Origin of the sequence: Saccharothrix sp. 6-C, from assembly GCF_016695385.1 — a bacterium.
Classification (GTDB): Bacteria; Actinomycetota; Actinomycetes; order Mycobacteriales; family Pseudonocardiaceae; genus Actinosynnema; species Actinosynnema texasense.
This window is the reverse complement of record NZ_CP064192.1, coordinates 4,019,429-4,043,663: the sequence shown is the minus strand read 5'-3', so window position 1 is coordinate 4,043,663 and position 24,235 is coordinate 4,019,429. Positions and strand designations below refer to the sequence as shown.

Genomic DNA, 24,235 nt, shown 5'->3' with positions numbered 1-24,235 from the left:
CGTCAACAGTTAATTCCAGCGGGATTCCGAACCGGCGGCTCAGCCGGCCGGGAACCCGGCCGGCGGCGTGTCCGCGACCACCGCGTGCCGTCTGCCCACCGACCAGGAGTCTGCCGGACGGCTCGCTCCCCGACCCGATGAGGACACCGGCCATGACCGTCCATGACGCACCCGTTCCCGGATGCCCGGTGCACGTGGGTGACACCGATCTGGTCGACCCCCACCTGTACAGCGATGGCGACGCGCACGCGATCTGGCGCGAGCTGCGCGCCCAGGACACGCTGGGCTGGTCGCAGGTCGACGACGAGCGCGGGTTCTGGTCCGTGGTCCACTTCACCGAGACCGACCACGTCCTGCGCAACACGTCGTTGTTCACCTCCGAGCGCGGCACCATGCTCGAACTGCTCGGCATGGACGACCCGGCGGGCGGCCAGCAGCTCGCGGTCACCGACCCGCCACGTCACACGATCATGCAGGCCCGGCTGAAGAAGGCGCTGGCCGTGCAGGCCGTGGACCGGCAGCGCGACATGATCCGCTCGCTGGTCGGCGACCTGATCTCGCCGATCGGCGACGGGGGCGTGTTCGACTTCGGACAGGCGATGCTGGCGATGCCGATGTCCGTCACCGGCACCATGATGGGCCTGCCGCCCGAGGACTGGTCGTGGCTGAGCAGGCTCACCACGATCTGCATCGCCGCCGACGACCCCGAGTACCAGGACGAGGGCAGCCGGGCCGCGACCCTGCACATGGCGCACCGCGAGCTGTTCGCCTACTTCCAGGACCTGGTGCGGTTCCGCCGCGACCGCACGGGCGACGACCTGATCAGCGTGCTGATCAACACCCGGTTCGAGGGCAGGCACATGTCGTCGAGCGAGATCGTGTCCAACTGCTACAGCCTGCTGCTCGGCGCGAACGTCACCACGCCGCACGCGCCGAACTTCGTGATGGCCGAGTTCATCGACTCCGACGTGCTGCCGCAGTGGGCCGCCGACCCGGAGGTGGGCGCCACCGCCGTCGAGGAGGCGCTGCGCTGGGCCTCGCCGGTGAACCACATGCTGCGCTACGCCACCCAGGACGTCGAGGTGCGCAACACGCGCATCGCGGCCGGTGACGCCGTCGTGGTGTGGCTGGGCGCGGCCAACCGGGACGAGAGCGAGTTCCCGGACTCCGAGACGTTCGACCTCCGCCGCAAGCCGAACAAGCACCTCGCGTTCGGCATCGGCCCCCACTACTGCGTCGGGCACAGCGTGGCGCGCGTCACGCTGCGCATCCTGTTCGATGAGCTGCTGGGCCGCTACCAGGACTTCGAGGCCGCCGGCACGCCCGAGCGCCTGGTGTCCAACTTCGTGTCCGGCTACAAGCACGTCCCGATCACCGCGAAGCGCCGTGGCTGACCTGGCGGTCCGCCGGCAGCGGGCGCTGCGCCACTACGGGACCCCGGCCACCACCCGCGTGCGGCTGCTGTGCTTCCACTACGCGGGCGGCAACGCCGCGATGTTCCGGGACTGGCCGGACCGGCTGCCGGCGGACGTGGCGACGGTGGCCGTGCAGCTGCCCGGCCGCGACACCCGTCTGGACGAGCCGCCGCACGTCCGCATGGGTCCGCTGGTCGAGGAGCTGCTGGACGTGCTCGACCCGCTGCTGGACGAGCCGTTCGCCTGCTACGGCCACAGCATGGGCGCGCGGGTCGCGCTGGCGCTGGCGCACGCGTTGCGCGCCCGCGCCCGCCCCGGTCCGCGCGCGTTGTTCGTGGCCTCCAGCGCGGCGCCCGCGCTGCGCTCCGAAGTGCGCGGGTGGGACGAGCCGGACGAGGGCCTGATCGCCTACCTGCGCGACCTGGGCGGCACGCCGCCGATCGTGTTCGAGCGGCCGGACCTGCTGGAGCTGTTCCTGCCCGCGCTGCGCGCCGACCTGACCGCGGTGGCCACGTCCGGGGCCCCGGCGCGGCCCCCGCTGGACGTGCCGCTGCGCGCGTTCGCGGGCGCCGACGACGGCGAGGCTTCGGGGGAGCGGATGGCGGCGTGGCGCGAGGAGACCACCGGGTCCTTCGAGCTGGAGGTGGTGCCCGGCGGCCACTTCTTCGACCAGGCCGGGGTGGCGCGCGTCCTCGACGTCATCGCCGCCACCCTGGCCGGGCCGAGGTGAGCGCCGGGGTCAGTGCGCGGCGTCGAGCAGCGCGCGCTGATCGGCGGTGAGCTCGAGGTCGACCGCTTCCAGGCTCTCGTCGATCTGCGCCACCGAGGACGCGCCGACCAGCGGGATCACCGGCAGGTCGCCGCCGATCATCCAGGACAGCACCACCTGGTTCGCGGTCGCCCCGGTCTCCCGGATGACCTCGCGCAGCGCCTGAAGGCGGGCCTTGGTGCCCGCGTGGTCGTGCAGCTCGCCCAGCGGCCGGTCCTCGCGCACGTAGGCGCCGGACAGCAGCGGCGTGTACGCCACCAGCGTGAGGTCGGGGTGGTCGCGCAGGTAGGTGATCAGCTCGGCGCTGAACAGCCCCTGGTCGCCGTCCGCCGACCGCCGGCCCGGCACGTCGTTGCGGGGCCGCAGGTAGGTGTGGTGGTACTGGATGACCCCGAAGCTCGGCAGGCCGCGGGCCTCGGCGGTGGCCCGCCACCGCTCCAGCCGCCACGACCAGTGGTTGCTGACGCCGATCATGCCGACCGTGCCGTCCTGGACCAGCCCGGCGAACGCCTCCACGACGTCCGGTTGGGGCACGGTCATGTCGTCGCCGTGCGCGTACAGCAAGTCCAACCGCTCCACGCCGAGCGTCTCGCGGCTGCGCGCCGACGACGCCCGGATCACCTCGGGCGCCAGGCCTTCGAGGTTGTAGAAGTCGCGGCCCGGCGTCTTCGGCCGGCCGGCGAGCTTGGTGGCGATCACCACCTCGTCGGTGATGCCCCGGCTGCGCCGCCACCGCGCGAGCAGGGCCTCGCTCTCGCCGCCCTGCGTGCCGTTGATCCAGAACGCGTAGTTGTTCGCGGTGTCGATGAACGTGCCGCCGGCCGCCACGAAGCGGTCCAGGACGGCGAACGCCCGCTCCTCCTCGACGACGGTGCCGAACAGCATGGCCCCTAACGAGAGCACGCTCACCTTCCGGCGGTGCTGCGGGTCGGTGCCGATCTCGCGGTACTTCATCCGGGTGTTGCTCCCTCGTGGTGCTGGTCGTCGGTCAGAGGTCGATCATGGTGCCCGGTCCGGTCCGATGTCGAGGAACAGGTGGTCCAGGCCCACGTAGGCGAGGTTCGGGCCCCACTCGACCGCGTTCTCGGCGAGCGCGGCGCCGGGGAACCGCCGGGTGAAGCGCCGCAGCACGGTCGCCGCCTCCAGCCGGGCCAGCGGCGCGCCGACGCAGTAGTGGACCCCGTGGCCGAACACCAGGTGCCGGTCACCGCGCTCGGCCACCGGCGCGAGGTCGGCCAGGTCGGCGTCGAACAGGCCGCCGCCGGCCAGCGACACCAGCACCAGGTCGCCCTCGCGCAGGCGTTCGCCCTCGAACTCGAAGTCCGCCGCGACCACGCGGCCCACGTTGCGCAGCGGCGGGCGCTTCTCCAGCACCGACTCGACCAGCGCCTCGACCTCGCCCGGCCGGTCCGCGGCGACCCTCGCCCGCAGCGCCGGGTCCTCCAGCACGGCCAGCAGGCACGACCCGATCAGCGACGCCGTGGTCTCCAGCCCGCCGAACAGGACCATCGCCCACGTCGCGGTGGTGCGGGCGCGGTCCTCGGCGGTGTCGCGGGGGAAGTCCGCCAGGGCGGGGGAGCCCGCCAGCGCCTCGGTCATCTCCAGCATCACGCGGTGCGCGGCCTCGGCGTGGTCGCGCCGGTACATCGCGGCGATGAAACCCGACAAGGTCTTGGACCACGTGTGCAGCACGGGGGGTTCCTGCGGGACGCCCGCGATGCGCCCCATCACCCGCCCCGACACGCCTTCGGCCAGGGTCGGGGCGGCGTCGTGCCGGGGGTCGGCGGCCAGGTCGTCCAGGCAGGCGTCCACGACGGCCTCGACGAGCGGGCCGATGGACCGCGTGTGCGAGGCGGAGAACAGGCGCTGCACCGGCTTGCGCAGGGCGGCGTGCTCCGCGCCGTCGGTGTGCACGAACCACAGCCGCAGGAACTCGGTCAGGTCGCGGTGCTCCCGCCGGGACTCCTCCGTCATGTACAGCTCGCCGAGCCGCTGGGAGGTCTGGGAGGAGAACCCCTGGTGGTTGAGCACCACGCGGGCCAGCGCGGGGTCCGACACCACCCAGCACTCCAGCCCGTCGTCCCACGCCAGGCCGCGCACGTCGTCGCGCACCGACCCGGTCACGAGCCCGCCGCCTCGGCGATGAGCCTGTTCAGGCCCGCCGGTGTGGGCGCGAGGAGGAAGTCCCGCAACCGCACGGACACCCCCAGCTCGTCGCGGACCAGCCGCAGCAGCCGCACGGCGCCCATCGAGTTGCCGCCGATGGTGAAGAAGTCGGTGTCCCCGGTCAGCTCCACGGGCCGGTCGAGGACGCGGGCGAACAGGTCGGGCGCCACGCCGAGCGGGTCCGGCTCGGGCGCCGCGACCCGCTGCCCGGCGGGCGCCGCGACGGCGGTGAGCGCCCGGCGGTCCACCTTGCCGTTCCTGGTCACCGGAAGCTGGTCCACCACCGCCCACAGGCTCGGCACCATGTACGCGGGCAGCCGGTCGGCGACCAGGTCGCGCAGCTCGTCGGTGCCGACCGCGCGGTCCGCCGGGACGATCGCGGCGACGAGCCGCTTGTCCGCGCTGTCGCCGTCGGTGACCACGACGGCCGCGTCGCGGACCCGGGGGTCGGCGGCCAGCACGTCGGCGATGGCCGACAGCTCGATGCGGTACCCGCGCAGCTTGACCTGGTCGTCACGCCGCCCGAGGAAGCGCAGCCGCCCGGCGCGGTCGATCCGGACCAGGTCGCCGGTGCGGTAGAGCCGCTCCGGGACGTCGGGGGAGAAGTGGCCGAAGCCCCGCGCCGACTCGGCCTCGTCGTCGACGTAGCCGTCGGCCAGGCCGTCGCCCGCCGCGTACAGCTCGCCGACCGCGCCCGGTGGCACGACCCGGTGCCGCCGGTCCAGCACGTGCACGCGCGTGCCCCGCAACGGGGTGCCGATGGGCAGGGGGCCGTCCACCTCCGCGGCCGAGGTGACCGTGTGGGTGGCGGTGAACGTGGTGTTCTCGGTGGGTCCGTAGCCGTTGGTGACGACGATCCCCGGGTGGCGCTCCAGCACCCGCGCCACGTGGGCGTGCGGCACGACGTCACCACCGGTGATCAGCTGCCGCAGGCCGCCGAACCCGGCCGGCGCGAACTCCTCGACCAGCCGGAACAACCCGGCGGTCAGCCACGCCACCGTGACGCCGCGGTCGAGGAGGAACTGGGCCAGCTCGGTCGGGGACGACAGGCCCGGCGGGTTGACCTCCAGCGCCGCGCCGCCCGCCAGCGGACCCCACAGCTCCAGGGTGGAGGCGTCGAACGCCAGGGGCGACAGGCGCAGCACCCGGTCGTCCGGGGTGAAGCGGACGAAGTCGGGCTCGTGCACCAACCGCACGATCGCCCGGTGCGGCACCGCGACGCCCTTGGGCAGACCCGTGGACCCGGACGTGAAGGCGATGTAGGCCAGGTCGTCGGGGCCGGTCGCGGCGGGCTCCTCGGTGGCGGGCCGCCAGGACGGCTCCCACGTGGCGCAGGTCGGCACGCCGAGGTGGGCGACGGCCTCCGGGGAGGAGACCAGGGCGGCTTTCGGCGCGGCCTTGGCCACGATGTGGCGGACCTGCGACTCGGGTTGGGCCAGGTCGACACCCACGTACGCGGCGCCCGCCCACGCCGCGCCGAGCACGGCGACGACCTCCGCGATCGACCGGTCCAGCGCCACCAGGACCCGGTCGCCGCGGCCGACGCCCAGCTCGCGCAGCCGGCGCGCCTGCTCCGCCGCGGCTCCCACGAGCTGCGCGTAGGTCAGCGCCAGGTCGTCCTCGCGCACCGCCACGGCGTCCGGCGAGCGCCGGGCCGCCCGGCGGACCAGCTCGTCCGCGGTGACCAGGGGCAACTCGTGGCGGGGACCGTTGAGCGAGTCGAGCGCGGCCCGCCGCTCGGTGGACAGGCAGCGCAGGTCCTCCAACCGGCCGTCCGCCGTGGCCAGCTCCCGCACCGCGGTGGTGAAGTCGGCGAGGAACGCCCGCGCGTCGGCTTCGTCCCACAGCGCCGTCGCGAACTCCAACTGCGCGCCGAGCGCGGGCCGGGACCGGCCGAACAGCAGCGACAGGTCGAACTGGGCGCCGCCGCCGTGGCCCTCCTCCACCCGGAGGCCGACGTCGCCGACGTCGATGCGCTGCGGCACCAGCTGGTCGTGCATGCCGAACGAGACCTGCACCAGCGGGTGCGCGCCGAGCCCGCGTTCCAGGCCGAGCCGGGTGACCAGCTCGTCGAACGGCAGCGCGCCCGCCTCGATGCTGAGCGCCAGGGACTCCTGCACCGAGCGCAGGTAGTCCACCGCGGACGCGTCGTCGTCGACCTCCAGCAGGACCGGCACCAGGTTGCCCGCCACGGCGACGAGCCGCGTCAGCTCGGCCGTGTCCCGCCCGTACAGGGAGACGCCGACCAGCAGCCGCCCGACACCCGTCCAGCGGCTCAACGCCAGGCCGTAGGAGGCGAGCAGCAGGGCGAACGGGGTGACGCCCAGCTCCCGGGCGCGGTCCTCGACCAGGGCCGTCAGCTCGCCGCCCAGGTCGAGCGGCAGGCGTTCGCCCGCCGGGTCCTGGACGGCGGGGCGAGGCCGGTCGGTGGGCACCTCCAGCACGGTGGGCGCGCCGTCGAGCCGGTCGAGCCAGAAGTCGGCCAGGCGGTCCCACTCGCCGCTGTCGCGGTCGCGCTCGTGGCGGCGCAGCAGCGACTCCGTGGTCGGCGCGGCCTCGGTGAACGGCAGCGGCTCGCCCGCCTTCAGCGCCCGGTAGGAGGCGAAGACCTCCTCGGCCAGCAGGCCGACGGCCCACCCGTCGAGCAGGACGTGGTGCGCGACCAGCACGACCGCCTGCCGCCCGGCCGCGCCGGCGACGAACAGGTAGCGCAGCGGCGGCGCGGCGGTGAGGTCGAAGGGGACGCGCCCGTGCTCGGCGGCCGTGGCGCGGACGAACTCCTCGAAGTCCGGGCCGTCGTGCGCGATGTCGACGACGTCGGGCGCGACCTCGTCCAGCACGACCGGCACGACCTCGCCGTCCCGCTCGCGCAGCAGCGTGCGCAGGGAGGCGTGCCGGGCGGTGGCCGCCGCGACCGCCCGCCCGAAGACCTCCCGGTCCAGCGTCCCGGTGTCCACGGTGAAGGTGAAGACCAGGTTGTAGGTCGAGCCGCCCAGCACGTTCTCGATCAGCCACATGCCGCGCTGCGTCGGCGTCAGCGCGGACGCCCGGGTCGCGGGCTCGACGACGGCGGCGGACGCCTGGGCGGGTGCCGCGGCGACCGTGTTCGCGAGGACCTTGCCCAGCGGCGTCGACGACAGCAGGTCCGCCACCGACAGCCGCAGGCCGAGTCCTTCCTGGGCCAGGGCGGCCAGCCTCATCGCCCGCAGGGAGTCGCCTCCGAGCGCGATGAAGCTGTCCGTGGTGAACCCCGCCTTGTTCGTCGTGGGTCCGAGGACCGACAGCGCGTACTCGTCCAGTGACATGCCGCCTCCGGGTCTTGGTGGGCTGCTGCTGCCGCTCGGGCACGTCGAGGCCCGGAGGTGGTCACCGGCGGGTGGCACCACCGGGTGTGTGCCGGCTAGGGGAGGCGCCGCTCGTTCACGACGAGCGCCGCGCGGCGCCTCGCGAGGCGGTGGGACGACACCCGTCCGGTGTCCGGCCGTCTCTTCGGACAACAGCGCGCCCTACCCCAGAAATCCATTCTCCGCGCCATTGCGAAAAGTCCCCCAGCGAGTCGCATAGCTCCCCGATGTCACCCGATGCTAAAAGCGTCCGACGAACGCTGTCAACACCACGGCCGGGTCGACCCGGAGAACTATTCCAGGCAGTGGGGAATATTTTCCGCACCGGCCCGAGGGGCGCGCCGAGTGATCGTTCACTCTTTTAATCGTGGAAAACCCGGAACTCGACCGGCCGGTCCGCGGACCGGCCCGGACCGCGCTGTTCGGCTACCCGAACCCCCGCCGGTCAATGCGGTCCGGCGCCTTGACCCGTCACTAGCATCGGGTCGGGGGAAATCGGTCGAGGGCGACTTCCCCGACGACCTGGAGGGGGACCATGGCCACGCAGCCGGCGACCTTGACCCGGACGGACACGCTGTACGAGCCGGGGAGCCTGCCCCCGCTGGGAGTGGTGCCCAGGCGCATGTACGCCTCGGTCATCCGGCCCGAGCGCTACGGCCCGCCGAGCGAGGCGTTCCGGACCGAGGTCGTCGACGTCCCGGAGGTGCCGCCCGGTTTCGTGCTCGTCGCCGTCATGGCGGCGGGGATCAACTACAACAACGTGTGGGCCGCCCTCGGCACCCCCGTCGACGTCATCGGGATGCGGGAGGCCAAGGGCGACGACACCGGCCACCACATCGGCGGCTCCGAGGGCGCGGGTGTGGTCTGGGCGGTGGGTGACGGCGTGCGGCACGTGCGCGTCGGCGAGCGGGTCACGCTGTCCAGCTGCCGCTGGGACGAGGACGACCCCGAGATCCGGCTCGGCCGCGACCCCATGCTCTCCGCGACCCAGCGGGTCTGGGGCTACGAGCTGAACTGGGGTTCCTTCGCCCAGTTCACCCTGGTCGCCGAGTTCCAGTGCCACCCCAAGCCCGCGCGGCTGACGTGGGAGGAGGCGTCGTGCTTCATGCTGTCGGGCGCGACCGCCTACCGGCAGCTGGCGGGCTGGCCGCCGCACACCGTCCAGCCCGGCGACCCCGTGCTCGTCTGGGGTGGCTCCGGCGGCCTCGGGTCGATGGCCTGCCAGCTGGTGCGCCAGTTCGGCGGCCGGGCCATCGCCGTGGTGTCCTCGGCGGAGCGGGAGAAGCACTGCATGCGCATGGGCGCGGTCGGCGTCATCAACCGCACCGAGTTCGACCACTGGGGGCCGACGCCCGAGGGCGGGCCCGAGCTGGAGCGGTGGCAGCGCGGCGTGCGCGCGTTCGGCCGTCGCATCTGGGACCTGCTGGGGGAGAAGGCGTCACCCCGGATCGTCTTCGAGCACCCGGGCCGGGACACCCTGCCCACGTCGCTCTACGTCTGCGCCCCTGGCGGGATGGTGGTGCTGTGCGGGGCCACGAGCGGCTACATGGGCGACGTCGACCTGCGGATCCTCTGGATGAGGCAGAAGCGCTTCCAGGGCAGCCACTTCGCCAACCCCCGCGACTGCCGCGCGGTCGTCGACCTGGTGGCCGCGGGCCTGGTCGACCCGGCCCTCGGGCACACCTACGGCTTCGAGGAGATCGGCTCGGCGCACCAGGACATGCGGGACGGCGTCCAGGAGTCGGGCAACCTCGCCGCCCTGGTCGGCGCGCCGCGCGCGGGACTGACCGACCTGGACGGCTGACCGACCTGGACGGCTGACCCCGCGCCCGGCCCGGGAACTGTTGCCCTGCCGCGCGCAGCGCGACGAGCAGACGTGCTGTCCGAAGAGGACTGTGACGGGTGGACGCGCGGAGGTGGCCGCCTGCGCGCGGTGAAGCGGGTGTGCTCCGGCCGGGGCGGCGCCCCGGCCGGAGCGCCCGCTCAGGACGTTCGGCGGGCGGTGAGCAGGAGTCGACCGCTCCCGACCCCGTAGGGCCCGCCGTCCGGACCGCCGAACAGCTCGACGTCGGTGAAACCGTTGCCGGACAGCAGGTCGACGATCTGCGCCACGGTGTACACGTGGTGGATCGCGGTCACGTCGAGCTCCTCCTCGCCGCGGGTGAACCGGTAGTGGCTGAGCAGCCGGCTCCCGGCGACGTCGTACTCGCCGGTCGCGAGGACGGTGATGTCGCCGGTCCGCATGGTTCGCGGCTCGGCCCGGTAGCCGGGCAGGATCGACTCGGCCGCCGAGGCGAAGTCGACGACCAGGCCGCCGCCGGGTCGGACGGCGCCGCCCAGCGCGGCGGCGAGCTCCCGCAGGCCGTCGAGCTCGAGGTAGCCGAAGCTGTTGCCGAGGCACACCACGGCGTCGAACCCGTTGTCCCGCGGGATGTCCCGCATGTCGGCGCGGACGAGTTCGACCTCGAGGCCGGCGGTGGCGCGCCTGGCGTGCCCGATCGCTTCGGCGGACAGGTCGACACCGGTCACGCGGTGCCCGCGCCGGGCGAGCTCCACGCTGTGCCGGCCGCTGCCGCACGGCACGTCCAGGATCAGCGAGCCCGGCGCGAGCCCGAGGCGCCGCTCGACGAAGTCGATCTCGTCGACGGTGACCTCCGGTGGCACGGCACGCCGCCAGAACTCGTTGGGCAGTTCGGTGAAGAAGTCCACGTACCAGGTGGACGGAGGTGATGCGGACATGCGAAAGCTCCTTGCGGTGCATCGGCTGGTGAGAGCGATGTCACCGGGCGGCCCCAGGTCGTCACACGACCTCGGCGCGGTCGCCCGGTGTGAGGTCCCGGGCAGCCATGGCTTCCTCCACAGTCAGCGGTTCACCCCGAAGCTAGCAGCACCGGGCCGGATCGGTGAACTGCTTTTCCCCGCACCCGGCCGGCGTCGACCACGCGCAGCAGCGCGGTCCAGGTGGCGGGTGAAAGGTCGGGTTCGCCGGACCCCCTCCGGCGAACCCGGCCCTCACGCCGCTTCGTCCAGGCGTCGGCGCTGGTCGGCGGTCAGGTCGAGCGACACCCCGGCGAACGCGTCGTCGAGCTGTTCGACCCGGCTGACGCCGACGATCGGCGTGACGTCCGTGCTGCCGCCGGTCAGCCATGCGAGGACGACCTGGTTGCGGTTCGTGCCGGTCTCGGCGGCGACCTCGTCCAGCACGGCCAGGCGGTTGGTGGTGCCGGGGTGGTCGTACTCGGCGGGCAGCGGTTTGTCGGCACGGCTGTACCGGCCGCTGAGCAGCGGCGTGTAGGACCACAACGCCATGTCCGGGTGGTGCTCCAGGTAGTGGATCACCTCGTCGCTCACCGCGCCGAACCGGTGCACCACGGTGGGCCGCGTCCCGGGACGCGGTTGCAGGTACGTGTGGTGCTGCTGCACCGCCGTGTAGCCGACCCGGCCGTCGGCCCGCGCGATCCGCCGCGCCCGTTCCACCTGCCAGACGGGGTAGTTCGAGCAGCCGAGACGGCCGACCACGCCGGCGGACACCAGCTCGTCGAAGGCCGCGACCGTCTCCTCCAGCGGTGTCACCGGGTCGGGCTTGTGCGCCCAGTACAGCTCCACGTGGTCCGTGCCCAGCCGGCGCAGGCTGCCCTCGATCCCGCTCTTGACGACAGCGGCCGACAGCCCCTCGGCCGTCTCCGGGAACCGGCCGGCCTCGGTCGGCTCGCACCCCACCTTGGTGCTGATCCGGACGCGGTCGCGGACACCGGGGCGGCTCGCCAGCCACCGCCCGAGCACCATCTCGCTCTGCCCGCCGAACCCGCTCGCGTCCTCCCAGAACGCGTAGCAGTTCGCGGTGTCGATCCAGACGCCGCCGGCGTCCACGAAGCGGTCCAGGATCTCGAACGACCGCCGCTCGTCGGTGGCCGTGCCGAACAACATGGCCCCAAGGGCCAACTTCTCAACCATGACCGCCACGGTAGGCGGATGCGGCACGGCACTACCCTCCAATCCCGTGACGGTTTCCCAGACCAATTTCGCGTGGGCCACGCTCCTGGAGGTCGGTGGGCGCGGACGCCTGCACGATCGCCTGGCGCAGGCGCTGCGCGCCGCGATCCGGGACGGCCGGCTGGCGGAAGGCGCCGCCGTGCCGCCGAGCCGGGCCCTGGCCGAAGACCTCGGCTGCTCCCGCTGGGTCGTCACGGAGGCGTACGGGCAGCTCGTCGCGGAGGGCTACCTGACCGCGCGGGTGGGTTCGGCCACGCGCGTCTCGTGGTCGCCCGTGACGGAACCCCCGCGCCCTAGCGCGCAGGGCGCCCCGTCCCGGCCGCCGATCCGGTACGACCTGGCGCCCGGTCTGCCGGACCTGCGCGCGTTCCCGCGCCGTCGGTGGGCGGACGCGGTCCGGGCCGTCATCGGCTCGGCCGTCCACTACGACCTCGACATCCCCGACCCGGCCGGGCACCCGGCGCTGCGCACCACGCTCGGGGAGTACCTGCGGCGCTCACGCGGCGCGGACGCCGACGCCACGTCCGTCTTCGTGTGCGCCGGCGTCACCGACGGCCTGGTCCGCACGTGCCGCGCGCTGCACGCCCAGGGCATCGGGGACGTGGCCGTCGAACACCCGGGCTGGCCGCGGCTGCGTGCCGCCGCGGCGAGCGCCGGCCTGCGCGTGCACCCCGTGCCGGTGGACCACGACGGCCTCCAGGTGGACGACCTGGCCCGCACACCGGCACGGGCGGTCGTGGTCGGCGCGGCGCACCAGTTCCCGACCGGCACGGTGCTGTCACCGGCGCGCCGGGCACAGCTGGTGCGCTGGGCCCGCGAGGTCGACGGCTTCGTCATCGAGGACGACTACGACGCCGAGTTCCGCTACGACCACCACCCGGTCGCCGTCATGCAGGGCATGGACCCCGGCCGGGTCTTCCTCCTCGGCACGGTCAGCAAGACCCTCTCACCGGCCCTCGGCCTGGGCTGGCTCGTCGCGCCCGCCGCGACGCTCACGGCGCTGCGCACCGCGAACCCGGTCGCCGTCGCCCCACCGGTCCTGGACCAGCTCGCGCTGTCCACCTTCATCGACCGCGGCTGGTACGACGCCCACCTCCGCGCCGCCCGCCGCCGCTTCCGCACCCGCCGCGACCTGCTGCTCGACACCTTGGCCGCCGAAGTGCCGCAGGGCCGCCCCGCCGGCACCGCGGCCGGCCTGCACGTCCTGCTGCACCTGCCGGAGGACACCGACACGCGCCGCACCGTCCAGGCCGCGGCGTCCGCCGGCCTGCGCCTGGCGGACCTGGACGACTACCGCGCGGGGGAGTCGCCGGGCCGCGCCCTCGTGCTCGGGTACGGCAACATCGGCGACACCGAGATCCCGGCGGCGGTGGCACTGCTGCGGCACTCCCTGCGGCCCGCCGCGACCCGGCGATAACCGCCGGTTCACCCCGGCGCGGGTCGGCGGGGCCTCCCGAGACGTCGAGCTGATCTCGCGCGCCCGGCCGCCGATCGTTACCGTGCGTGCCGGAAAGCGTGGGAATCGGTGACGCCACGCTGATCTCGGGAGGTGGTGCGGGGTGCGGGTGCCGTTCGGCGTGCACGACTCGGTGCGCGCGGAGTTCGAGCGGCGGTGGTCGCGCGCCCGGCCGTCGTTGCTGCTCGGCTTCCTCGCCCCGCCGGCGGTGAGCCTGGTCGTCGCACTGGCGACCCGCTGGTCGGGGCTGGTCGTGCCGGGCTGCGCCCTGCTGGTGATCGGCGTCGTGACGCCGGTGCTGTTCCTGGCGCGCCGGGTCTACGTGCACCGGCCGGGGTGGTGGGCCGGGCTGGTCCTGTACGCGGGCGCGGCGCAGGCGATCGGGATCGGGGCGCTCACCCGGAACGCGCTGCCCGCCCTGCCCGCGGTGGCGGCGACGGCGGTCGCGGCCGTGCTGGTGACCAGGGCGAAGGCGGTGCTGCTGGACTCGGCGGGCGGCGCGATCGCCGGCACCACGCTCGGCGTGCGCAGCGCGTCCCGGCAGGTGCGCAACGCCACGGGGCACCTCGTGCCCGCCCACGCGAACTTCGACGGCGACTCGTTGCGCTGGCACGTGGGCACCGGACCGTCCACCCCGGACGTGTCCGGTGGCGAGCTGCCGCTGCGCGAGATCACCGACGTCCGGGTGGCCGACACGCGGGACGCCCCGGGCGGCGAGGTGGTCGTGGTCGGCGCCGCCGCCGGGCCCGCCGTCGAACTGGTCGTCGGCCGCCCGCACGACTTCGCCGCCCTGCTGGACCGGCGGTTGGCGCTGCTGCGGCAGCCCGGCTGGTCGTGACGTCCGTCGCGCGTGACGTCCGCCGTTGTTACTCGTTGGTCAAGTCGACGTCCGACGACGGAAGGGGCAGCGGCCATGGCGACCGAACGGTTGCGGCTGGAGGACGGCACGGAGCTGAACGTGGCACGCAGCGGCCCGCCCGACGCCGAGTTGACCGTGGTGCTCGCCCACGGCTACGCGTTGGACCACCGCAGCTGGCACCGGGTGGTGGCGGCGCTGCCGGCGTCCGCGGGGGTGATCGCCTACGACCACCGCGGCCACGGCGCGTCCTCGCCCGCCGACAAGGAGACCGCGACGATCGAGCAGCTCGGCGACGACCTGGGCGAGCTGGTCGAACGGCTGGTCCCCGAAGGGCGGGTCGTCCTGGTGGGGCACTCGATGGGCGGCATGGCGGCGATGGCGATGGCCGAGCGCCGTCCCCGCCTCTACCGGCAGCGGGTGGCGGGCGTGGTGTTCGTCTCGACCGCCGCCACCGGGTTGGCGGAGACGTCGCTGGCCTGGCCCAAGGCGTTGGGCAAGCTGGTGCGTGAGCTGGAGCGTGCGTTCGGACCGCTGGTGCGGGCGGTGCGGGAGAAGATCGAGCCCGCGAAGACGGCCGGGTTGCGGTGGTGGCTGTTCGGCGACGAACCGCGCGACGAGGACGTGGACCTCACCGCGGACATGGTGTGGGCGCACTGGCCGGAGACCATCGCCTTGTTCCGGCCGGCCGTCGACCGCTACGACCGGGAGGCCGCGTTGTCCGTCGCGGGTGAGCGCCCGGTGATCGCGGTCGTCGGCGACGAGGACCGCCTGGTGCCCGAGTCGAACGCCAAGGCACTGGCCGCGGCGGTCGGAGGGGAGTCGGTGGTGGTCGAGAACGCGGGCCACATGCTGCCGCTGGAAGCCCCGGCCGAGGTGGCGGCCCGGATCATGGAGCTGGGCGCCTAGCGCCTCGCCGCCGGTCCTCCTCCGGGACGTTCGAGGCCCGGCCCGAACGGGTACGCGGACGGCAGTCGATCTCGGGGGAGGATGCGGTGGCGCAGCGGATGTCGTACGGCAAGGTGGTCTTGGGCGGGTTGTTGGCCGGCGCGGTGCTCGGTGTCTCGCAGGGCTTGCTGCACGACAACGTGTGGGTCGGCCTGGTCATGGGTGTGCTGGGCGGGACCGTGCTGGCCGCGGGGTTGCGGCGGAGCCTGGGGTCCACGGCGTTACGCGGCTTGGACCGCGGCCGGCGGCGCGCGGTGTCCCGCGCCATGCGCCGGGGCGAGCCGGTCGAGGACCCGCGGCTCGCCCGACCGCTGGTGGACCAGGTCGACGCGGTGCTGGCCACGCCGTTCCCGGTGAAGACGATGCGCGTGGTGTTCGCGCTGCTCTGCTTGCTGGGCTTGGTGGTGATGGTGCTCGGGTTCGCCGACGAGGGCGCGGCGGGGCTGCTCGGCGGGTCGCCTCTGGTGGTGATCTCGCTGTTGATGGTGTTCGTGGTCCTCCCGTTGGGCCAACGGCAGCGCGAGCGGATCAGGCGCTCGCAGGAGGCCACGAGGGAGCGGCACCTGACCTCTTCCGGCGACGACCGGTAGAACGCGTTGTGCCCGGCGGTGATCCGCCGGGCACAACGTCATCGGGTGGGGGAGCGCGCTAGGCGGGCGTGGTCCGGTAGCTCTCGGTGTAGTAGTCGTCGAGGCGTTGCCGGTAGTCGTCCGCGTCGAACGTGTCCGCGTCGTACTCCGGCGCCTGCCGCACCTGGTCCTTGGTGCGGTCCACGAAGACCTTCTTGGCGTCGTGGTCGACCCTCGCCACCGCGCCGACCGGCAGCACGACCTTCAGGTGGGACGACCACGTGCCCGCGTCGACCAGCAGGCAGTCGGCGGGCACGCGGGCGTTGGACTGGTCGACCTCGCCGATCCCGCCGTCGAGCGCCTCCACCTCGTACCCGAGCAGACCGATGTCCGGGCGGTCCTGGCGGTCGGCGGACCCGGTCGCCTCGTCGGCCTCGGGGGAGTAGGTGTCGCGCCCGTGGAGCAGTTCGCCGACGTTGCGCCAGGCCCACGGCATGAACGGGATGGGGAGCGGGTGCATCTCGGCCTCCTTGATCGGATGGGACGGCCGGGGAGTACCCGTTCGGGTGACCGCCGAGACCTCTTCTTTCATCACGATAGCTTCAGTGCTGACCAAAACAAGTTGCAACCCGACCCGTGCGGCTACGAAACCCAACGCCAGACGGAAGGAGGTCGACCGCCCTTGGGCAACGCGGCGGCGTGGTGCGTGGTGCGTTCCAGGCCGGGCACGCGTTCCATGATCCGGCCCAGGTTGGCGGGGTAGGGCCGGTCGCCGGTCAGGGACTCGGTGACGTCGAGCGCCTGGGCGGTGGTGAACTCGCGGCCCAGGAGGCCGGCGGTGAAGGCGGCGTCCCGCCAGAGGTGCCCGGCGAGGATCGGGCGGCAGTCGTGGACGATGCGGTCGTGGTCGAACGCGAGCGGCGGCACGTCGGCCAGCGGTGTCCAGGTCGGGCCGTCGCCGGTGAGCCCGGCGGGGTCGACGGTGGCCCACAGGGCGATGGACAGCGTCGGGCCGCGCGGGTCGCGGGACGGTTCGTCGAAGGTGGTCAGCTGGCCGGAGGCGGAGATGGCCGCCTCCGGCACGCCGAGCTTGCCGGTGACCGCGCGTCGCGCCGCGTCGCGCAGCCGTTCGCCCTTGCCCAGCAGCACTCCGGGCAGGGCGAGGACGCCGGCGAACGGTTCGAGCGCGCGTGGCGCGATGCCGAGGAGCACGGTGCGGGCGGTGGGGTCGAAGCGCAGGGCCAGCACGTCCACCGACACCGGGGTCGACTCGATCATGGTGTGATTCTCGCGCATCAGCGGAGCGCCGGCGCCCGCACGGTGTAGTCCGCCAGGTCGGGTCCGGCGCCGGTGACGAGCACCGGCACGTCGAGGTGGTCGGCGAGCCACGTCACGGGGTCGGGCATGGGGGTGAGCGTGGGTGTGCGGTGGTGCAGGAACGTGGTCAGGTCGCTGGTCGGCAGGGGGGCGTCGTAGGCGGTGGCGACGTGGAGGTCACGTGCGTCGAGGTGGGTGACGGCCAGGGCGTCGACGCCGCCGCACGCGTCCACCGCGTAGCGCAGCAGCACGGCGTCGAGGTGTCCGGCGCGCCACGAGCCCTGGTAGTGGCCGGTGCCGTTGTGGCGTTCGGGGAACCGGGTGAGCACGTGGTCGTCCTCGGTGGGGAGCGGTCCGGCGCCGTGCCGGGTCTGGTAGGTGCGGGTGACGCCGAGGACGGTGGCGTGGCGGTGTCCCAGCAGGGTCCGCGCGTTGTCGGGGGTGACGGTGGACCAGGTGGTGTGGGGGTGGAAGCCGCGCCACTGGTCGAGGAGCACGCCCTGGGCGCCTTCGAACACGAGGCGGCCGCGGTCGGCGAGGCGGCCGACTTCGTCGCCGGTGGTGATGCGGACCGCGTCGGCGAAGTCGCGGTAGAGGGAGACGAGGTCGTCCACCGGTGGTCCGTCGCCGATGAGCGGTTCGTAGAAGCGGGCCAGGGTGTCGAGCTTGGTCCGCAGCACGGTGGGGTGGGCGCAGTCGCCGACGGTGGGTGGTGGGCCGGGGGTGCCGATGACCTGGTGGTTCTCGACCACGTCGCCTGGTGTGGCGCCGGTGAGCAGGCTGTACCAGGTGGTTTCGCCGATCCCCTTGCCGCAGGAGCCGTGCCGGGCGTGCCCGCGAGCGTCCTCGCGGGCACGGTTGGCGGCGATGTGGAAGGGGGTGGTGAGGAGGGCGTCGGCGTCGATGGACAGCAGTCTCAGCGGGTCGGTGACGCCGAGTGCGGTCAGGTCGCGTGATTCGCCGGCGAGGGCGATGGGTTCGACGAGGACGTGTCGGGAGAGGTGGGTCGGCACGCCCGCGAGCGTGCCGGACCCGAACTGGCTGAAGGTGTGGTGCCGGTTTCCGCGGACGACGTTGTGGGCGGCTTGCGCGCCGCCGTTGAAGCGGACGACCGCGGTGGTCGGGGTGTGGTGGCAGAGGGCGTCGACGACGGCGCCCTTGCCCTCGTCGCCGAAGCCGAGGCCGACGACGATGACGTGCCCGTCCATCAGGTGAGGGTGACGTCGTCGGGGCCGTCCAGTTGCGGGGGAGCGGCGGTGGTGGCGACGGTGTGCCCGCCGACGTGGACGAGGGCCTTGCCGACGGCCTGGCTCTCGGCGACCGAGCCGATCTCGGCGAGGTCGACCATGGCTTGGTCGAGGTCGACGACGCGTTCTTCCATGCCGATGGTGGCGGCGATGAGCTCGCAGACGGCGCCGGGGTCGTCGAGCTTGAGGAAGCGCTGGCCGAGGAGGTCGCGCCAGTGGTCGGCGATGTCCTGGTCGTGGTAGTAGGAGGACTGGTTGGGGAGCACGAAGTAGACGTGCCACTTGCGGCTGAGTTCGCGGTAGACCGAGGCGGGGTCGATGTCCTCCTTGATGTCGTCGCCGATGATGCGGCGGATGTGGCGTGCTTCGAGGCGGGGCTTGTTGAGCTCGTCGCCGATGAGGAAGAGGTAGCCCTTGCGGCCGCGCTTCTGCCACGCGTCGGTGGTGACGTGGCGGGCGACGAAGTAGGCGGCGAGTTCGTAGGACTCGCTCTTCTGGCCGCCGCCGTTGCCTTCGAGGAGAATGGTGCGCAGTTGTTCGTCCATCCGGTTGTCGGATTCGAACTGGCCGATCTGCAGTGGCACGCGGTCGCTGTCGGCGTCGCCGATGCCGCCGAACATCAGTTGGGGGTCGGTGAGGTAGCCCTTGCGCTGCAGCAGGCCGTGCAGCTTGCCGAGCTTGCGCTGCATGATCTGGGGCACGCGGCCCATCGAGCCGGTGACGTCGAAGAGGACGGCGATGGGGGTGGAGTCGGCGTGGTCGGGTGAGTCGCGGCATTCGCGCGCGTCGACGTTCTTGGGGTCGAGGGTCGGGTCGGCCTTCCACTCCTTGGCGGGGCGTGACCGCATGGTGGCGGTGTAGCCGAAGTCGTCGATGCCCTTGGCGGCGCGGAAGGTCTTGGCTGCCGCGTAGGCGTTGTCGTCCCACTTGCCGTGTCCCATGTCAGGCTCCTGTCGGGGGTAGTGCGAACGGGCGGAAGGTCCGTTCGCCGTAGAGGTCTTGGAGGAGGTCGTCGTACTCGGTGAGGAGGTCGGTGGCGTCCGGTCGTCGGGTGGGGTCGTGCTGGGTGCAGCCGCGGGCGAAGCGGCGTTGGGCGGTTTCGTCGGGTGCCAGGAGGTCCAGCATCAGCGTGTGGGCTTGGTGGACGTCGGTGGCGGTGGTGACGGGTTGTCCGTTGTGGACTTCGGGTGGGTAGGGGATGGTCTTGTCGGTGGCGAGGGGTCGTTCGCCGGTGGTGACGGCGAAGGTCCAGCCGGCGAGGACGAGGCCGTGTTGTTCGGGGTGGATGAGGACGTTCTCGGCGACGATGGCGCCGTGGACGAGGCCGGTGCGGTGGGCGCCGGCGATGGCTCGCAGGAGTCGGCGGTGCATCCAGGCGTAGTCGCGGCCGTCGAGGCCGTGGGGGAAGGCGCGGCGGATGTCGGCGAGGGTGACGAAGCCGTCGATCAGGGGTGCGAGGACGGTGAAGGCGCGTGATCCGCGGGTCACGTGGCCGGAGGTGTCGAGGAGGTGGGGGTAGTAGGGCCGGAGCCAGTGGTGGTGGTCGGTGAAGCGGGCGAGTCGGCGCAGTGCGTCCCATTCGGCGTTGAGGAGTGGGTTGAGCGCGGGGTTGCGGACGACTTTGACCACGTGGGGTCCGTCGGTGCGGTAGAGGTTGGTGACGCTGCCGACGGCGTGGCGTGCGGTGAGCCGGTAGGTGGTGTGGTCGGTGTGGAGTTCGACCGGTGTTCCGTGCAGCCATTGGTGGTGCAGTCGGTTGAGTTCGGTGGTGGCGGCGTGTGCTCTGGTGTCGTGCGGGCCGACGCGGTCGGGGTGCAGGACGGCGGCGAGGGCGTGGTGGAGGCGTTGTGCTTCTTTGCGGCGGGTCGGGTCGGGGTCGGCGGGGCCGAACAGGTCGGCGGGGGAGCCGGCTCGTTCGACTCGTTCGAGCGCTTCGTCCCTGGTGAACATAGTTTGAGTCTATACGACTCAAACCGCTGGGCGAAGTGGAATGCCGCTGTGTCGACGGTCACCTGCTCTTCGCTGGTCCGAATGGCTAGGATGCCGGCGATGTCGTGCTTCCTGTGATCACCGGTCCGGTGATCGCGTTGCTGCGGGCGTTCGCCGAGGGGCTGCCCGGTCACCCGGACGAGTTGCCGGCCTTGGCCCTGTCCGATCGGCGTGACCCGCGCAGGCCGGTCGGGGAGCGGTCCTGCGGGCAGCGGCGGCGCGTCGAGCCGGCCCGGCTGGTGACGCACGACCGGCGCACTCGGGCGGGGCGGCGACGAGGTGGACAGGCGGGGCCGTCGGAACGGATGATCCGACCGGTCGCGAACTACCGGGGGTACCGCGCATGACCTCGCCGTTGGACAACCCGGCCTGGGCGTCGTTGACCGGGCCGCACGCCCGCTTCGCCGAACGGCACGGGCGGGTGCTGCGCTACCCGCAGGACGTGGCGCCGTTCGTGGCGCTGCCCGACCGGCCGGACGAGCGGGTGTGGGCCGACCTGGCCGCGCTCGCCGGACCGGACGCCGTCGTGCCCGTCATGTCGCCGCTCGCGCCGCCCGCCGGCTGGGTGCGGGTCGAGCGGTTCGACGTGGCGCAGCTGGTCGAGGACGGGGTGCGGGTCGCCGAGGACGCCGAGGCGGTCCGGCTCGGCCCGTCGGACGTGCCGGAGATGCTGGACCTGGTGGAGCGCACCCAGCCGGGGCCTTTCCGGCGGCGGACCGTGGAACTGGGCGCCTACCTGGGCATCCGGCGGGACGGGGCGCTGGTCGCGATGGCCGGCGAACGCATGCGCCCGCCGGGTTGGACGGAGATCAGCGCCGTGTGCACCGATCCCGCGCACCGCGGCCAGGGCCTGGCGACCCGGCTGGTGCTCGCCGTCGCGGCGGGGATCCGGGCCCGCGGTGAGCAGGCGCTGATGCACGCCGCCGCCACCAACACCGCCGCGATCGGCCTGTACGAGTCGTTGGGGTTCCGGGTGCGCACCCACACCGTCATCACGCTGCTCCGCGTGCCCGCGCACCGCTCCGCGGGCCTGCCCGCCTGACCGGCGATCAGCAGGCCGACGGCCTGGCCGGTGGTGCTGCGGCCGGCAGCGCCTCGCGGAAGCTCGACAGCTCCAGGTGGACCCGGGTGCGGGCGATCAGCTCGGCCGGGCGGAACGGCTTGACCACGTAGTCGTCCGGCACCGGGTCGGAGCGCAGGTCGCCGAGCAGCGCCAGACCGTCGCGGCCGGGCGGCATCACGTCGCTGAGCACCAGGTCGGGCCGCACCGCGCGGGCGTGCGCCGGCGCCGTCTCCGCGTCGCCGACCCCGGCTACTGCTGCCCCGTCAGCAGCCGGGTCAGGTAGTCGCGCAGGTCGGCGTTGCCCTCCACCAGCAGGATCCGCCGGCTCGCCGGAGGACGGCGGTCCGACACCCGCGTGGACCGTCCACGCAGGACCGACCGGTCGGCGGCCGGCGCGTGCGCACCCGAAGGGCGTCCGCGGTGTCGGGTGCGGCGCGACGCGGGTGATGATGGACTGGGACCACGTCCGACGAACCAGGTGAGGATGAACAATGGCTCTGGACCGGCCCGCGGCGACGACCCCGACCGCGGCTCCGTGGTGGACCTCGGCGGTGGTGTACCAGGTGTACCCGCGCAGCTTCGCGGACTCCGACGGTGACGGCGTCGGCGACCTGGCGGGGCTCGCCTCCCGGCTGGAGCACCTGCAACGGCTCGGCGTGGACGTGATCTGGTTGTCGCCGGTCTACGCCTCCCCGCAGGCCGACAACGGCTACGACATCTCCGACTACCAGGCGATCGACCCCTCCTTCGGCACCCTGGAGGACTTCGACGCGCTGCTGGCCCAGGTCCACGCGCGCGGGATGAAGCTGGTGATGGACCTGGTGGTCAACCACACCTCCGACGAGCACCCGTGGTTCGTGGAGTCCCGCTCGTCCACCGACAACCCGAAGCGGGACTGGTACTGGTGGCGTCCGCCGCGCGCCGGCTTCGAAGCGGGCCGGCCGGGCGCGGAGCCGACCAACTGGGGATCGTTCTTCTCCGGCCCCAGCTGGACCCTGGACGAGACGACGGGGGAGTACTACCTGCACCTGTTCGACCGCAAGCAGCCCGACCTGAACTGGGAGAACCCGCAGGTGCGGCAGGCGGTGCACGCGATGATGCGCTGGTGGCTGGACCGGGGCGTGGACGGCTTCCGGATGGACGTGATCAACCTCATCTCCAAGGACCCCGACCTGCCCGACGGCTCCACCACCGGCGTCGGCGGGCTCGGCGACGGGTTCCCGCACGTCGCGACCCGCCCCGGCGTGCACGACTTCCTGCGCGAGATGAACCGCGAGGTGTTCGGGGGCCGGGTCGGCGAGTTCCTGACCGTGGGGGAGATGCCCGGTGTGACGTGGGAGCAGGCCCGGCTGTTCACCGACCCGGCGCGCGGCGAGCTGGACATGGTGTTCCAGTTCGAGCACGTCTCGCTCGACCACGGACCGGGCGGCAAGTTCGACCCGAAACCGCTGGACCTGCGCGACCTGAAGGCGTCGCTGGGCCGCTGGCAGACCGCGCTGGCCGAGGTGGGCTGGAACAGCCTCTACTGGAACAACCACGACCAACCCCGCGTGGTGTCGCGCTTCGGCGACGACGGCGAGCACTGGCGCGCCTCGGCGACGGCCCTGGCGACCGTGCTGCACCTGCACCGGGGCACGCCGTACGTCTACCAGGGCGAAGAGCTGGGGATGACCAACGCGCCGTTCGCCGGCGTGCACGAGATGCGCGACGTCGAATCGCTCAACCACTACCGCCAGGCCGTCGCCGCCGGCGCCGACCCCGAGTCGGTGCTGCGCGGCCTGCGCGCCATGGGCCGCGACAACGCCCGCACCCCCGTGCAGTGGGACGCCACCCCCCACGCCGGTTTCACCACCGGCGAACCGTGGCTCGCGGTGAACCCCAACCACACCTGGCTCAACGCCGAGGCCCAGTACGACGACCCGCACTCCGTCTTCAACCACTACCGCGCGCTCATCGGGCTGCGCCACGACCTGCCCGTCGTCGCCCTCGGCGACTTCCGCATGCTCCTGCCCGACCACCCGCACGTCTACGCCTACGAACGCACCCTGGACGGCACCCGCCTGCTCGTCGTGGCCAACCTGGGCGGCACACCGCAGACCGCCGAACTGGACCGCGAGTGGACCGCCGCCGACATCGTCCTGACCAACGACCCCGACCAGGCGCTGCTCTCGCCCGGCCGGGTCGACCTGCGGCCGTGGGAGGCGCTGGTCCTCACCCGCACGACCTGACCCGCGAAGAGGGACGATGAGAGCACCCGACGCCCAGCGCGCGGTGGCCGCGGCCGTCGCCACGGCCACCGCGCTGGACCTGGCGGTCGACGACGTGGCCGTGCTGCACGACTCGAACAAGCTCACCCTGCGCCTGCTGCCGTGCGACGCGCTGGCCCGGGTCGCGCCGGGGGAGCCGCACGTCGCCCGGTTCGAGATCGACCTCGCCCGACGACTCGCCGCCTCCGGCAGCCCGGTCGCCGCCCTCGACCCCAGGGTGCCGCCGCGGGTCCACGAGCGCGACGGTTTCGCGATCACCCTGTGGACCTACTACGAACCCGCCACGAGCGACGCCGTCCCACCCGCCGACTACGCCGACGCGCTCGCACGGCTGCACGCCGGCATGCGCGACGTCGACCTCGCCACACCCCACTTCACCGACCGGGTCGAGCAGGCCCGACGGCTCGTAGCGAGCCGCGAGCGCACCCCGGCGCTCGTCGAGGAGGACCGCCGACTCCTCGCCGACGCCTTGGCCGGCCTGCGCCGGTCGATCGGCGAGCGCGCCGCGCCCGACCAGGTGCTGCACGGCGAACCGCACCCCGGCAACCTCGTCGCCACCGGGCACGGCCCGCTGTTCGTGGACCTGGAGACCTGCTGCCGCGGACCGGTCGAGTTCGACCTCGCCCACGCGCCCGACGCGGTCGCCGACCACTACCCGGGCATCGACCGCGACCTGCTGCGCCAGTGCCGGACCCTCGTGCTCGCGATGATCACCGCGTGGCGCTGGGACCGCGACGACCAGTTCCCCGACGGCCACCGCCTCGCCGCGCGGTGGCTCGACCGCCTCCGGACCGACCTGCACCCGGACCTCCGCCGGTGACCGCGAGGACCCCGCG

The 24,235-nt window shown here is 73.3% G+C and carries 22 protein-coding genes; 11 read left to right on the top strand and 11 right to left on the bottom strand.

Annotated elements, in window-relative coordinates:
- Positions 1-194: 194 nt before the first annotated feature.
- Together IOD16_RS17340 and IOD16_RS17335 are read left to right on the top strand one after the other, a co-directional pair.
- Positions 195-1,394 (top strand): cytochrome P450, encoded by a 1,200-nt coding sequence (locus IOD16_RS17340; protein ID WP_236595051.1) that lies wholly within the window; start codon positions 195-197, stop codon positions 1,392-1,394.
- Positions 1,387-2,145: a thioesterase II family protein gene (locus tag IOD16_RS17335; protein WP_236595050.1), complete on the top strand. Its 759-nt coding sequence runs from the start codon at positions 1,387-1,389 to the stop codon at positions 2,143-2,145. The genes IOD16_RS17340 and IOD16_RS17335 overlap by 8 nt, the downstream gene beginning before the upstream one ends.
- Before the next feature lie 9 nt (positions 2,146-2,154).
- Here IOD16_RS17335 and IOD16_RS17330 read toward each other — a convergent pair whose 3' ends face one another.
- Genes IOD16_RS17330 through IOD16_RS17320 form a run of 3 tightly spaced genes read right to left on the bottom strand, consistent with a single transcriptional unit; the run spans position 2,155 to position 7,655 of the window.
- Entirely contained in the window at positions 2,155-3,138 is a 984-nt protein-coding gene (locus IOD16_RS17330; protein ID WP_201440883.1) for an aldo/keto reductase, read from the bottom strand.
- 45 nt (positions 3,139-3,183) lie between these two features.
- Positions 3,184-4,308 (bottom strand): cytochrome P450, encoded by a 1,125-nt coding sequence (locus IOD16_RS17325; RefSeq protein ID WP_201440882.1) that lies wholly within the window; start codon positions 4,306-4,308, stop codon positions 3,184-3,186.
- Positions 4,305-7,655 carry a non-ribosomal peptide synthetase gene (locus tag IOD16_RS17320; RefSeq protein ID WP_123741698.1) on the bottom strand — a complete coding sequence of 1,117 codons (3,351 nt, stop codon included), beginning with the start codon at positions 7,653-7,655 and terminating at the stop codon, positions 4,305-4,307. Before IOD16_RS17320 ends, IOD16_RS17325 begins: the two co-directional genes overlap by 4 nt.
- Positions 7,656-8,229: 574 nt before the next feature.
- On the opposite strand from IOD16_RS17320, the gene ccrA reads away from it, so the two are divergent.
- Positions 8,230-9,498, top strand: a complete 1,269-nt coding sequence (gene ccrA, locus IOD16_RS17315) for a crotonyl-CoA carboxylase/reductase (RefSeq protein WP_201440881.1) — start codon at positions 8,230-8,232, stop codon at positions 9,496-9,498.
- A gap of 179 nt (positions 9,499-9,677) precedes the next feature.
- Here the strand turns inward: ccrA and IOD16_RS17310 are convergent, their stop codons facing one another.
- The gene (locus tag IOD16_RS17310) at positions 9,678-10,433 is read right to left on the bottom strand and encodes an SAM-dependent methyltransferase (RefSeq protein WP_201440880.1); all 756 of its coding nucleotides are present in this window, start codon (positions 10,431-10,433) and stop codon (positions 9,678-9,680) included.
- A 273-nt stretch (positions 10,434-10,706) separates the two neighbouring features.
- A complete protein-coding gene (locus IOD16_RS17305) occupies positions 10,707-11,648 on the bottom strand; it encodes an aldo/keto reductase (protein WP_201440879.1) in 942 nt (313 codons plus the stop codon).
- 46 nt (positions 11,649-11,694) lie between these two features.
- On the opposite strand from IOD16_RS17305, the gene pdxR reads away from it, so the two are divergent.
- The 4 genes from pdxR to IOD16_RS17285 all read left to right on the top strand — a co-directional run bounded on the left by pdxR (position 11,695) and on the right by IOD16_RS17285 (position 15,537).
- Complete coding sequence (gene pdxR / locus IOD16_RS17300) at positions 11,695-13,104, top strand: MocR-like pyridoxine biosynthesis transcription factor PdxR (protein ID WP_236595049.1); 1,410 nt, start codon at positions 11,695-11,697, stop codon at positions 13,102-13,104.
- A 142-nt stretch (positions 13,105-13,246) separates the two neighbouring features.
- Positions 13,247-13,981, top strand: a complete 735-nt coding sequence (locus tag IOD16_RS17295; RefSeq protein ID WP_201440877.1) for a hypothetical protein — start codon at positions 13,247-13,249, stop codon at positions 13,979-13,981.
- Positions 13,982-14,056: 75 nt separating this feature from the next.
- Positions 14,057-14,908 carry an alpha/beta fold hydrolase gene (locus tag IOD16_RS17290; protein WP_201440876.1) on the top strand — a complete coding sequence of 284 codons (852 nt, stop codon included), beginning with the start codon at positions 14,057-14,059 and terminating at the stop codon, positions 14,906-14,908.
- A gap of 86 nt (positions 14,909-14,994) precedes the next feature.
- Positions 14,995-15,537 (top strand): hypothetical protein, encoded by a 543-nt coding sequence (locus IOD16_RS17285; protein ID WP_201440875.1) that lies wholly within the window; start codon positions 14,995-14,997, stop codon positions 15,535-15,537.
- Between the two features lie 58 nt (positions 15,538-15,595).
- On the opposite strand, the gene IOD16_RS17280 is transcribed toward IOD16_RS17285, so the two are convergent.
- From IOD16_RS17280 to IOD16_RS17260, 5 genes are all read right to left on the bottom strand, one after another.
- On the bottom strand, positions 15,596-16,036 hold the full coding sequence (locus IOD16_RS17280; RefSeq protein ID WP_201440874.1) for a PRC-barrel domain containing protein: 441 nt from the start codon (positions 16,034-16,036) through the stop codon (positions 15,596-15,598).
- 122 nt (positions 16,037-16,158) lie between these two features.
- Complete coding sequence (locus IOD16_RS17275) at positions 16,159-16,794, bottom strand: NUDIX domain-containing protein (RefSeq protein ID WP_123747737.1); 636 nt, start codon at positions 16,792-16,794, stop codon at positions 16,159-16,161.
- Positions 16,795-16,811: 17 nt separating this feature from the next.
- A complete protein-coding gene (locus IOD16_RS17270; RefSeq protein ID WP_201440873.1) occupies positions 16,812-18,041 on the bottom strand; it encodes an adenylosuccinate synthetase in 1,230 nt (409 codons plus the stop codon).
- Positions 18,041-19,021, bottom strand: a complete 981-nt coding sequence (locus IOD16_RS17265) for a hypothetical protein (RefSeq protein WP_201440872.1) — start codon at positions 19,019-19,021, stop codon at positions 18,041-18,043. The genes IOD16_RS17270 and IOD16_RS17265 overlap by 1 nt, the downstream gene beginning before the upstream one ends.
- Position 19,022: 1 nt before the next feature.
- Positions 19,023-20,030 (bottom strand): protein kinase family protein, encoded by a 1,008-nt coding sequence (locus IOD16_RS17260; protein WP_201440871.1) that lies wholly within the window; start codon positions 20,028-20,030, stop codon positions 19,023-19,025.
- Positions 20,031-20,143: 113 nt separating this feature from the next.
- On the opposite strand from IOD16_RS17260, the gene IOD16_RS17255 reads away from it, so the two are divergent.
- Entirely contained in the window at positions 20,144-20,416 is a 273-nt protein-coding gene (locus IOD16_RS17255; protein ID WP_201440869.1) for a hypothetical protein, read from the top strand.
- A complete protein-coding gene (locus IOD16_RS17250; protein ID WP_201440868.1) occupies positions 20,413-21,111 on the top strand; it encodes a GNAT family N-acetyltransferase in 699 nt (232 codons plus the stop codon). Before IOD16_RS17255 ends, IOD16_RS17250 begins: the two co-directional genes overlap by 4 nt.
- Before the next feature lie 7 nt (positions 21,112-21,118).
- On the opposite strand, the gene IOD16_RS17245 is transcribed toward IOD16_RS17250, so the two are convergent.
- Positions 21,119-21,337, bottom strand: a complete 219-nt coding sequence (locus IOD16_RS17245; protein WP_201440867.1) for a response regulator transcription factor — start codon at positions 21,335-21,337, stop codon at positions 21,119-21,121.
- A 286-nt stretch (positions 21,338-21,623) separates the two neighbouring features.
- Here IOD16_RS17245 and IOD16_RS17240 point away from each other — a divergent pair, with 286 nt between their 5' ends.
- Positions 21,624-23,360, top strand: a complete 1,737-nt coding sequence (locus IOD16_RS17240) for a glycoside hydrolase family 13 protein (RefSeq protein ID WP_201440866.1) — start codon at positions 21,624-21,626, stop codon at positions 23,358-23,360.
- Between the two features lie 16 nt (positions 23,361-23,376).
- On the top strand, positions 23,377-24,219 hold the full coding sequence (locus IOD16_RS17235; protein ID WP_201440865.1) for a phosphotransferase: 843 nt from the start codon (positions 23,377-23,379) through the stop codon (positions 24,217-24,219).
- Positions 24,220-24,235 lie beyond the last annotated feature (16 nt).

Bases quoted from the DNA above. Each gene is read 5' to 3' on its own strand.
- IOD16_RS17240 (WP_201440866.1), top strand. From the start codon at position 21,624: ATGGCTCTGGACCGGCCCGCGGCGACGACCCCGACCGCGGCTCCGTGG.
- IOD16_RS17270 (WP_201440873.1), bottom strand. From the start codon at position 18,041: ATGGACGGGCACGTCATCGTCGTCGGCCTCGGCTTCGGCGACGAGGGC.
- IOD16_RS17290 (WP_201440876.1), top strand. From the start codon at position 14,057: ATGGCGACCGAACGGTTGCGGCTGGAGGACGGCACGGAGCTGAACGTG.
- IOD16_RS17265 (WP_201440872.1), bottom strand. From the start codon at position 19,021: ATGGGACACGGCAAGTGGGACGACAACGCCTACGCGGCAGCCAAGACC.
- IOD16_RS17235 (WP_201440865.1), top strand. From the start codon at position 23,377: ATGAGAGCACCCGACGCCCAGCGCGCGGTGGCCGCGGCCGTCGCCACG.
- IOD16_RS17260 (WP_201440871.1), bottom strand. From the start codon at position 20,030: ATGTTCACCAGGGACGAAGCGCTCGAACGAGTCGAACGAGCCGGCTCC.
- IOD16_RS17250 (WP_201440868.1), top strand. From the start codon at position 20,413: ATGACCTCGCCGTTGGACAACCCGGCCTGGGCGTCGTTGACCGGGCCG.
- ccrA (WP_201440881.1), top strand. From the start codon at position 8,230: ATGGCCACGCAGCCGGCGACCTTGACCCGGACGGACACGCTGTACGAG.
- IOD16_RS17305 (WP_201440879.1), bottom strand. From the start codon at position 11,648: ATGGTTGAGAAGTTGGCCCTTGGGGCCATGTTGTTCGGCACGGCCACC.
- IOD16_RS17280 (WP_201440874.1), bottom strand. From the start codon at position 16,036: ATGCACCCGCTCCCCATCCCGTTCATGCCGTGGGCCTGGCGCAACGTC.
- IOD16_RS17275 (WP_123747737.1), bottom strand. From the start codon at position 16,794: ATGATCGAGTCGACCCCGGTGTCGGTGGACGTGCTGGCCCTGCGCTTC.
- IOD16_RS17320 (WP_123741698.1), bottom strand. From the start codon at position 7,655: ATGTCACTGGACGAGTACGCGCTGTCGGTCCTCGGACCCACGACGAAC.
- IOD16_RS17310 (WP_201440880.1), bottom strand. From the start codon at position 10,433: ATGTCCGCATCACCTCCGTCCACCTGGTACGTGGACTTCTTCACCGAA.
- IOD16_RS17330 (WP_201440883.1), bottom strand. From the start codon at position 3,138: ATGAAGTACCGCGAGATCGGCACCGACCCGCAGCACCGCCGGAAGGTG.